This window comes from Streptomyces sp. NPDC060205, assembly GCF_042728395.1.
Classification (GTDB): Bacteria; Actinomycetota; Actinomycetes; order Streptomycetales; family Streptomycetaceae; genus Streptomyces.
The window spans coordinates 1-9,818 of record NZ_JBHWZP010000336.1 but is presented as its reverse complement, the minus strand read 5'-3'; the positions used below and the strand labels follow the sequence as shown (position 1 = coordinate 9,818).

8 protein-coding genes are annotated in these 9,818 nt (G+C 70.0%); 4 read left to right on the top strand and 4 right to left on the bottom strand.

Going from position 1 to position 9,818, the window contains the following annotated elements; all coding sequences use genetic code 11:
- Window positions 1-41 precede the first annotated feature (41 nt).
- Window positions 42-1,784 (bottom strand): lysine--tRNA ligase, encoded by a 1,743-nt coding sequence (gene lysS / locus ACFWGJ_RS36720; protein WP_387333269.1) that lies wholly within the window; start codon window positions 1,782-1,784, stop codon window positions 42-44.
- Window positions 1,785-2,106: 322 nt separating this feature from the next.
- On the opposite strand from lysS, the gene argS reads away from it, so the two are divergent.
- The 3 genes from argS (at window position 2,107) to ACFWGJ_RS36705 (ending at window position 6,015) form a co-directional block, all read left to right on the top strand.
- Window positions 2,107-3,882 carry an arginine--tRNA ligase gene (gene argS, locus ACFWGJ_RS36715; RefSeq protein WP_387333267.1) on the top strand — a complete coding sequence of 592 codons (1,776 nt, stop codon included), beginning with the start codon at window positions 2,107-2,109 and terminating at the stop codon, window positions 3,880-3,882.
- A gap of 312 nt (window positions 3,883-4,194) precedes the next feature.
- A complete protein-coding gene (locus tag ACFWGJ_RS36710; RefSeq protein WP_381833976.1) occupies window positions 4,195-5,121 on the top strand; it encodes a phosphotransferase family protein in 927 nt (308 codons plus the stop codon).
- Between the two features lie 96 nt (window positions 5,122-5,217).
- Window positions 5,218-6,015 (top strand): DUF4253 domain-containing protein, encoded by a 798-nt coding sequence (locus ACFWGJ_RS36705; RefSeq protein WP_387333265.1) that lies wholly within the window; start codon window positions 5,218-5,220, stop codon window positions 6,013-6,015.
- A 10-nt stretch (window positions 6,016-6,025) separates the two neighbouring features.
- Here ACFWGJ_RS36705 and ACFWGJ_RS36700 read toward each other — a convergent pair whose 3' ends face one another.
- Both ACFWGJ_RS36700 and ACFWGJ_RS36695 read right to left on the bottom strand, forming a co-directional pair.
- A complete protein-coding gene (locus ACFWGJ_RS36700; protein ID WP_387333263.1) occupies window positions 6,026-6,928 on the bottom strand; it encodes an SAM-dependent methyltransferase in 903 nt (300 codons plus the stop codon).
- Window positions 6,929-6,999: 71 nt separating this feature from the next.
- Window positions 7,000-8,310 carry a helix-turn-helix domain-containing protein gene (locus ACFWGJ_RS36695; protein ID WP_387333261.1) on the bottom strand — a complete coding sequence of 437 codons (1,311 nt, stop codon included), beginning with the start codon at window positions 8,308-8,310 and terminating at the stop codon, window positions 7,000-7,002.
- A 216-nt stretch (window positions 8,311-8,526) separates the two neighbouring features.
- On the opposite strand from ACFWGJ_RS36695, the gene ACFWGJ_RS36690 reads away from it, so the two are divergent.
- Window positions 8,527-8,661: a hypothetical protein gene (locus ACFWGJ_RS36690; protein ID WP_381833914.1), complete on the top strand. Its 135-nt coding sequence runs from the start codon at window positions 8,527-8,529 to the stop codon at window positions 8,659-8,661.
- 4 nt (window positions 8,662-8,665) lie between these two features.
- Here the strand turns inward: ACFWGJ_RS36690 and hemB are convergent, their stop codons facing one another.
- On the bottom strand, window positions 8,666-9,658 hold the full coding sequence (gene hemB, locus ACFWGJ_RS36685; RefSeq protein ID WP_387333258.1) for a porphobilinogen synthase: 993 nt from the start codon (window positions 9,656-9,658) through the stop codon (window positions 8,666-8,668).
- Window positions 9,659-9,818: the final 160 nt, after the last annotated feature.

Sequence of the window (9,818 nt, the reverse complement as noted above, 5' to 3'; positions counted from 1 at the left end):
AACTCCGGGCGCCCCCTTTTGCGTACAGCCAGGAACGACTGCTACGCGCCGAGCAGCTTCCTCACCCGCTCCTGGCCCACCGCGAGCAGCAGGGTGGGCAGGCGCGGGCCGGTGTCGCGGCCCACCAGCAGGTGGTAGAGCAGCGCGAAGAACGTGCGCTGGGCGACCTTGATCTCCGCCGGGAGCTCCTTGGGCGTGGCGTCGGCGGAGAAGCCGGCCTGCACCTTCGGAACGCCGTAGACGAGGTGGGTGAGCCCGTCCAGCGACCAGTGCGTGTCGAGACCGTCGAGCAGCAGCCGCAGGGAGGCACGGCCCTGGTCGTCGAGGGACGCGAGGAGTTCGGCGTCCGCGTCCTTGCGCACGACGGTCCGCTGGTCGGCGGGGACCTGGGTGTTGATCCAGGCCTCCGCCTTGTCGAGCCGCGGCCGGACCTCGTCGAGCGAGGTGATCGGGTGCGCGGGGTCGAGCTCGCTGAGGATGCGCAGGGTCTGGTCCTCGGCGCCTGCGGTGATGTCGGCGACGGAGGCGAGCGTGCGGTACGCCATCGGCCGGGGCGTCTTCGGCAGCTCACCGGCCGCGGTGCCGACGGCGCGCGCGTGGGCGGCGACATCGCCCGGCAGGGCGGACCCGTCGGCGACCTTGCCGCCCAGCTTGTCCCACTCGTCGTAGAGCCGCTGGATCTCCTGGTCGAAGGCGATCTTGAACGACTGGTTGGGCCGGCGGCGGGCGTAGAGCCAGCGCAGCAGCTGCGGCTCCATGATCTTCAGAGCATCACCCGGAGTCGGCACGCCCCCCTTGCTGGACGACATCTTCGCCATCCCGGAGATCCCCACGAAGGCGTACATGGGCCCGATGGGCTGCTTGCCGCCGAAGATGCTGCCGACGATCTGCCCGCCGACCTGGAAGCTCGAACCGGGCGACGAGTGGTCGACACCGCTCGGCTCGAAGACGACGCCCTCGTAGGCCCAGCGCATCGGCCAGTCGACCTTCCAGACGAGCTTGCCGCGGTTGAACTCGCTGAGGCGGACGGTCTCCTCGTAGCCGCACTCGGTGCAGCTGTAGGTCAGCTCGGTGGTGTCGTCGTCGTAGGCCGTGACGGTGGTGAGGTCCTTGCCGCAACCACCGCAGTACGGCTTGTACGGGAAGTACCCGGCGGACCCGGTGCCGTCGTCCTCGGCCGCGGCGCCCGACCCCTCGGCGGCTTCGAGCTCGGCCTCGTCGACGGGCTTCTGCGACTGCTTCTTCGGGGGCGCCTTCTTGGTCCGGTACTGATCGAGGATCGCGTCGATGTCACCCCGGTGCTTCATCGCGTGCAGAACCTGCTCGCGATAGACACCCGAGGTGTACTGCTCGGTCTGGCTGATCCCGTCGAACTCCACGCCCATCTCGGCGAGCGCCTCGACCATGGCGGCCTTGAAGTGCTCGGCCCAGTTCGGGTACGCGGATCCGGCCGGGGCGGGTACGGAGGTCAGGGGCCGGCCGATGTGCTCGGCCCAGGACGCGTCGACCCCCGGGACGCCGTTCGGCACCTTGCGGTACCGGTCGTAGTCGTCCCAGGAGATCAGATGCCTGACCTCGTGCCCGCGCCGCCTGATCTCGTCGGCGACGAGGTGCGGGGTCATGACCTCGCGCAGGTTGCCCAGGTGGATGGGACCGGAGGGGGACAGTCCGGACGCGACGACGACGGGTTTGCCCGGGGCTCGGCGCTCCGACTCCTCGATGACCTCATCCGCGAAACGGGAGACCCAGTCGGTGGTCTCGGTGCTCTGAGCCACGATCGGCACGTCCTTCTTTCCTACGGGTTCGCACGGCTGACCGGCTCATTGTCCCAGCTCTGCCCTCAACCACGAAAACGCCTTTTGACTCGGGGGCCAGCCCCCGAACCCCCGGTCCTCAAACGCCGGAGAGGCTGAAAGATTCGCGGACCGTCCGCACACCTCCAGCCCGTCCGGCGTTTGAGGACGAGCGCGCAGCGCGATCAGGGGGCGAGGGGCGCAGCCCCATACGTGGACGGGAACGGGTAGGGGCGGCGGGGGCGAAAAACCCCTTTGCCCCCCGTGGGATACTGGCCTGATCCATGCCCACGAGGAGAACGGCACCCACCCCATGCCCCCGGTCACGTCCCTCACCGCCCACGTCCACCAGCGCCTCGCCACCGCCCTCACGGCAACCCTGCCGGAGACCGCGGAAGCGGACCCGCTGCTGCGACGCAGCGACAGGGCGGACTTCCAGGCCAACGGAATCCTCGCCCTGGCGAAGAAGGCGAAGGCCAACCCCAGGGACCTCGCGACCCAGGTCGTCGCCCAGGTCGTCACGGGTGACCTGATCAAGGACATCGAGGTCTCGGGCCCCGGCTTCCTCAACATCACGCTCACGGACCGCGCGATCACGGAGACCCTCGCGGCCCGCGCCGCGGACCCGGCGGACCGCCTCGGCGTACCGCTCGCCGCGCACCCGGGCACGACGGTCATCGACTACGCCCAGCCGAACGTGGCGAAGGAGATGCACGTAGGCCACCTGCGCTCCGCGGTGATCGGCGACGCGGTCGTGCGGATCCTGGAGTTCGTCGGCGAGACCGTCGTCAGGCGGCACCACATCGGCGACTGGGGCACCCAGTTCGGCATGCTCATCCAGTACCTGGACGAGCACCCGCACGAGCTGGACCGCTCGGCGGACGCAGCCGAGACGGGCGAGGAGGCGATGTCGAACCTCAACCGCCTCTACAAGGCCGCGCGCACGCACTTCGACTCCGACGAGGAGTTCAAGACGCGGGCCCGCCGCAGGGTGGTCGACCTCCAGGCGGGCGACCCGCACACCCTCGCCACCTGGCAGCGGTTCGTGGACGAGTCGAAGGTCTACTTCTTCTCGGTCTTCGAGAAGCTGGACATGGAGATCCGGGACGCGGACATCGTCGGCGAGTCGGGCTACAACGACATGCTCGACGAGACGTGCCGCCTCCTCGAAGAATCAGGCGTGGCGGTCCGCTCCGAGGGCGCCCTGTGCGTGTTCTTCGACGACGTGAAGGGCCCGGACGGCAACCCGGTCCCGCTGATCGTGAAGAAGTCGGACGGCGGCTACGGCTACGCGGCGACCGACCTCTCCGCGATCAGGAACCGCGTCTTCGACCTGAAGGCTGACACGCTCCTGTACGTGGTCGACGCGCGCCAGTCCCTGCACTTCAAGATGGTCTTCGAGACGGCGCGCAGGGCGGGCTGGCTGAACGAGGACACCAAGGCGCAGCAGCTGGCCTTCGGCACAGTCCTCGGCAAGGACGGCAAGCCGTTCAAGACGCGTGAGGGCGAGACGGTCCGGCTGGTGGACCTGCTCGACGAGGCGATCGACCGTGCCACGGCGGTGGTGCGCGAGAAGGCCGCGAAGATGGGCCTCTCCGAGGAGGAGATCGTCGAGAACGGCCGGTTCGTCGGGGTCGGCGCCGTGAAGTACGCGGACCTGTCCACGTCGGCCGTCCGGGACTACAAGTTCGACCTGGACCAGATGGTGTCGCTGAACGGCGACACGAGCGTGTACCTCCAGTACGCGTACGCCCGTAGCCGGTCGATCCTCCGCAAGGCCGGGGACGCGCGTCCGGTGGCCCACCCGGAGCTGGCGCTGGCTCCGGCGGAGCGTGCGCTGGGGCTGCACCTGGACCAGTTCGGCGAGCTGCTCCTGGACGTGGCCGCGGGGTACGAGCCGCACAAGCTGGCCGCGTACCTGTACCAGCTGGCGTCGCACCTGACGACGTTCTACGACCAGTGCCACGTGCTGAGCGACGCGAACCCGCCGGAGGTCGTCGAGAACAGGCTGTTCCTCGTCGACCTGACGGCCCGCACGCTCCACCAGGGCATGGCGCTGCTCGGCATCAGGACCCCCGAACGCCTCTGACGCCGTTCACCCATTCGGGTGAGCGGCCGGGGAGAGGGGCACCCGCTGGTGCCCCTCTCCCCGCAGCGACGTCTCCCCGGCCTTCCTCGAACCTTCCTCGGACCTGCTTGCAACCCGCCTGAGCCCTGCCTTTCCGTACAGGCAAGGGCCAAAGGTTGAGCTGTCCGGGCGCACCCCGGAGTATGCGATGCTGCGGGCCGCCGACCCCGACTCCGGGGTACGTGAGCCTCGTCGAACCGCACGCTGGGAGCGCAATGAGCACTGCACTGCCCTTCTCCATCCCTCCGGCCGGCCGGAGGGTGTGCGCCAGTCATGCTGCCACTCGTTGAGACCGGCGAGGAGCTGGACGCCGTCGTCCGCGACGAGGCCCTGCTGCGGCCGGCCGTGGCGGACCTGTGCGAGCGCCTCGGCCTGGTCCCCAAGCAGATGGTCCGCTACATCGAGGGCTCGCTCCCGGTGTACTCCATCGGCGCCGCGCACGTACTGAAGCTGTTCCCCGCCTTCGAGAAGCTCGACGCCCGGCGCGAGGAGCGGATGCTCAGCCACGTGTACGGCAGACTGCCGGTCCCGACACCGCAGTTGCACTCGGCCGGCGCGTACAAGAACGGCTGGTCGTTCGTCCTGATGTCCCGGCTGCCCGGCCAGGGTCTCGGGGAGGCGTGGCCGCGGATCCCGGCGGCGGACCAGGACCGTATCGTCACGGAGGCCGGTGAGACGCTCGCGGCGCTGCACGCGCTGAGCCCCGGGCCGCTCTCGAACCTTGTCGGCCCCTCCGACTGGGGCCTGTTCGTCGACGCGCAGCGCGCGAACGCGGTGGAGCAGCATCGCGAGGCCGGACTGCCGGAGGTCTGGCTCGAACAGATCCCGTGGTTCCTGAACTCGGTCCCGCTGCCCGCCCCTTCACGACGGGTGCTGCTGCACACCGAGTTCATGCGCGAGCATCTGACGGTGGACCCGGACGGCTGGCGGCTGACCGGCCTCTTCGACTTCGAGCCGGTGATGGCCGGCCATCCCGCCTACGACTTCGTGAGCGTCGGCCTGTTCCTCACGTGCGGACAGCCCCGGCTCCTGAAGCGGTTCTACGAGGCCTACGGGCGCCCGCCGTTCGACCCTCGCACGGTCATGGCGTACACGCTGCTGCACGTCTACAGCGATCTGGCCTCGTATCTGCGCATGCTGCCGAAATCGCCCGAGCCGACGCTGGACTCGCTCGCGCACACCTGGTTCGGCATCGACTGACGGCCCGCCACGGGCGGTCGGCGCGCGGGGCCATGGCCGCCGGGACCATCGCGCCCCCTGGGGCCGTTGTCAGTGCCGGGCTCTAAAGTCACGGGCATGGCGACTCTTCCGAACCAGCTGCCGACGCTCGCGGCCGACCCGGCCGGCCGCTCGCTCGGTCTCGACCTCCCGCCCGGTGCCCTGCTCGACACGACGGTGGACGGCTCCTGGGGCGAACCACTGCTGTGGCGTGCCGACGCCCCGGCGGCGCCGGGCGACTGGCTGCGGCTGGCGTCCGCGCGCCGCACGGCGGGCCTGTGCCCGGTCCTGGTCGGCGGCCGGACGGGCAGCGAACCGCACCCGGACAAGTGGGAGCTGGACCCGGACCTCGCGTCCTATCCCGGCGACCACGACGCCGAGGAGGTCCTCGCGGAGCTGTGGGAGGAGTACGCGGCCGAGGCCGAGGACGCCGACTGGCCGGGCCTCGCCCCTGCGGGCGTTCCGGACGTCGATCCGGACGTGTGGGCGGCCGAGGTGACGGACGCGCTCGTCGGCGGCGCGAGCCTGCTGAAGGAGCCGCGTCTCGCACTCGTGCCGGCCCGCCGCAGCGCGGACGTCCCGGCCGCCGTCGGCTGGTGCGGTCCGGTCAATCTCACCGACGACGTGGCGGAGCTGTGCGCGGTCCTGCGTTCCTGGGAGGACCGCTTCGGCGTCCGGGTCGTGGCCCTCACCTTCGACCAGCTGATCGTCTCCGTCGCGGCCCCGCCCAGAACCCTGTCCGAGGCGGAGGCGATAGCCGCCGAGCACTACGCGTTCTGCCCGGACAACATCGCCCAGAGCGGCCACGCCTCGCTGCGGGCGTACGCCGAGCGCGAGGTCCTCGGCGCACGCTCCTGGACCTTCTGGTGGGACTGACCGGCCGGCCTCAGGGCTTGCGGCCGGTGACGGCGTACACGTTGATGTCGGCGTCCGTCACATCGTTGATGTCGCGGTAGCGGACCTTCTCGATGTCGTCGAGGCCGTCGACGTAGCCCGCCTCGGGCTGCTCGGGCACGGGCGCCGCGTGGTCGGGCCGCCAGTGATGGGCGGGTACGACACCGGGCTCGTCGACTTCCAGCCCGTTGTCGGTGAGGAACCGCTCGACCTCCGCCTTCGTACGCAGCACGAAGGTGAAGCCCCGCTCGGTGTAGGTCCGCTGGACCGCGCGGACGTTCTCGGCGTTGAGGTCCTCGGTGAGATGGCTGAGCACGAGCCGGCTGCCCGAAGGCAGGGCCTCGATCAGTTCGCGGACGATCGGGTAGGCCCGCTCGTCCTCGACGAAGTGCAGGATCGCCACGAGCGCCAGCGCGATCGGCTTCTCGAAGTCCAGGGTCTTGGCGGCGGCTTCGAGGATCTGGGCCGGATTCTGCAGATCGGCGTCGATGTAGTCCGTCCGGCCCTCGGGCCCGCTGGTGAGCAGGGCTCGCGCATGCGCGAGGACGACAGGGTCGTTGTCGACGTACACAACACGCGCGTCCGGGGCGAGGCGCTGGGCGATCTGGTGCACGTTCTCCTGGGTCGGCAGCCCGGTGCCGATGTCCAGGTACTGCCGGATGCCCTCTTCGCCCGTCAGCGTGTTCACGGCCCGGCGCAGGAAGTCGCGGTTGTGCCGGACGTCGAGATAGCCGCGCGGATTGGCGGCGAGCGCGGCGGCGGCAGCGGCCCGGTCCACCGGGTAGTTGTCCTTGCCCCCGAGGAAGACGTCATAGACACGGGCCGGGTGCGCCTTGGTGGTGTCGATCCTCCTTCTCAGCTCCGCGGGGTCCTGGCTGAGAGCATCACCGGGCATAGGGCCTCTCCCTGGGGAGTCGCGTCAGTCAACGGGCAACAACCTAACTCCCGCAGCGACTTGATGGTGCCTCAGCCGGGCACATCGGGCTCGTACTCGTTGCGCCCCCAGGCGGAGTCGCCGAGCGGATAGTCATAGGCGGGCCGCCCCACGTTCCCACTGGTCCGAAAAGGACTGCCGTGGTCGTCGACACGCACGGTCCCCTTCTTGTCCCCGCTGGACCACTCCAGCTCCAGATACCAGCTCACGTCGTACGTCCGCGCGTCCGCGAAGATGTAGAACACCTCGGGGTCGGACTCGCTCACCTTGTACGGGAAGTCGCGCTGCCCGGCCTTCGGCGAGGTGTCGGGCCGCCCGGCGTCGAGGTTCACCCCGAACGACGTGGTCTCGACACCGCCACCGCACCCGACGCCCATCGCGAAGTCGTTCCAGACGAGCGGCGCGCTCTTGTCCACCACCCGCACATGCAGATCGTCCAGGACGACGGTGGCCTTCCCGGTCCCCTGCACGGTCAGCGCGAGCATCTGCTGCCCGGCGGCGACCCCGCCGAGCGCGTTGACCCACCCGCGCGCGTCGGGCTCACTGGGCGGCGGGGGCACCTTCTCGGGCGCACGGTCGATGAGATAGTGCTGACTGCACGGACTGTCCCACTTGTACGGGTTGACGGCGACGACGGGAGCGGTGGCCCCCTCCGCGGCGCCAGCGCCCCCCGCCGCTCCGGCCGCCCCGCCACTCGGCGAGACGGAGGATTCGGCGGACGCGGTGGAACTTCCCGAACGCGAGGCGGACGGCGAGGGGGATTTGCCCTTCACCCCACCGGACGCACCGGCTTCCGGCCGGTCATCGGCGGACGAGGCGGCCCCGACGGCCCGCTCACGCCCCTCCCCGCCATCGCCCCCCACGAACTGCGCGACGAGCGCGACCGACACGACAGCGGCGACCACGGCGGCACCGGCGAGCAGGACGGCACGCCGCCGAGCCCCCGAAGGCGGGACCTGCGGCGAGACGAGAAGATCAGCGGAAGCGCCCGCATCCGCCACCCCCGCGCCGCCCTCGCCCCCCGGAACCTCACTCCCGGCCCCTGCCGCTCCCCCCTCTCCTCCCGCTCCTCCCGCTCCTCCCGCTCCCCCGGTCGCCTTCTGCTTCCTCCGCGCATCAGCCAGAACCCACCGCCGGTGCAGCTCGACCAGTTCCTCGGGGGTCGCCCGGCAGACCCGCGCGAACCGCTCCACGGGCGCGTAGTCGGTCGGCACGGCGTCCCCGTTGACGTACCGGTGCAGGGTGGACGCACTCGTGTGCAGCCGCTTCCCCAACACCCCGTAACTGAGACCGGACCGCTCCTTCAGCTGCCCCAGCAGCTCCGTGAACTCGTCCCCCGCCACCGCCCGCACCTCTCTCCACGTCCCGGACCCGCATTCCAGGGACAGGTCGTTTCCCCACGTCAGGGCTGCTGCGACCGTTCCGGCGTCCCAAGTTCCTCGCGAGGGCCACGGCCGGGACGGATCTCCGCCCAAGCTTGAGCCATCCAAGCACGCCGCCCTCGGCCCCCGGCCGAGCGGCCCGCGCCATCACCCGTACCGCAACGAGGAGTTCACCGGATGTCCGCACGCACCGTCCGCGCACACCTGCTCGCCGCCGCGCTCGCGGTGGCCGCCCTGACCCTGACCGCGTGCGACAACGGCGAGGGCATACGCGACGAGGGCTCGGCGGCGCAATACAGCAGCACGCCCTGACGCCTCAACGCAGCTTCTGCGCCACCTCGGTCGCCCAGTACGTGAGAATGTTCCGGGCCCCGGCCCGCCGGATCCCGGTCAGCGTCTCCAGGATCGCCGCATCCCGATCGATCCACCCCTTCTCGGCGGCGGCCTCGATCATCGAATACTCCCCGGAGATCTGATAGGCGACGACGGGCACATCCGCCACGTCCGCAACACGCGCGAGGATGTCCAGATAAGGCCCGGCGGGCTTCACCATCACCATGTCGGCGCCCTCTTCAAGATCGAGCGCCAATTCCTTCAACGACTCCCGCGCATTGGCGGGGTCCTGCTGATAGGTCTTCCGATCCCCCTTCAGCGAGGACCCGACAGCCTCCCGGAACGGCCCGAAGAAAGCGGACGAGTACTTGACGGCGTAGGCGAGCACGGCCACGTCCTCGCGCCCGATCTGATCGAGAGCGTCACGGACGACCCCGACCTGCCCGTCCATCATCCCGCTGGGCCCCACCACATGCGCCCCGGCATCGGCCTGCACCTGAGCCATCTCGGCATAACGCTCCAGGGTCGCGTCATTGTCAACGCGCCCTTGGGCATCCAAAACCCCACAATGCCCGTGATCAGTGGTCTCGTCGAGACAGAGATCGGACATCACCAACAACTCGTCCCCGACCTCACTGCGCACGTCCCGAAGGGCGACCTGCAGAATCCCGTCGGGATCGGTCCCGGCCGTCCCCAGCGCGTCCTTCTTAGACTCCTCCGGCACGCCGAAAAGCATGATCCCGGAGATCCCCGCGGCCACGGCCTCGGCGGCGGCCTTCTTCAGCGTGTCCCGGGTGTGCTGCACGACGCCGGGCATCGCGGCAATGGGAACGGGCTCGGAAATACCTTCACGCACAAAGGCGGGAAGGATGAAATCAGCGGGATGCAGCCGGGTCTCGGCAACCATGCGCCGCATCACAGGACTGGTCCGCAGCCGCCGCGGCCGGCTGCCGGGAAAGGATCCGTACGTCGTCATAAGACCACGCTACGCCCGCCCCACGGATGCCTTTGCCGACGCCAAGTCGGAGCGCGGCACCCCGCAACGCAACGGAAGCGGGCCGTGCCGGTACGTCGAGTCCGTCGCATAGGGCTCCTGCAAAAAACCCCACACTTCCAGGCATACAGCAGTACACCCG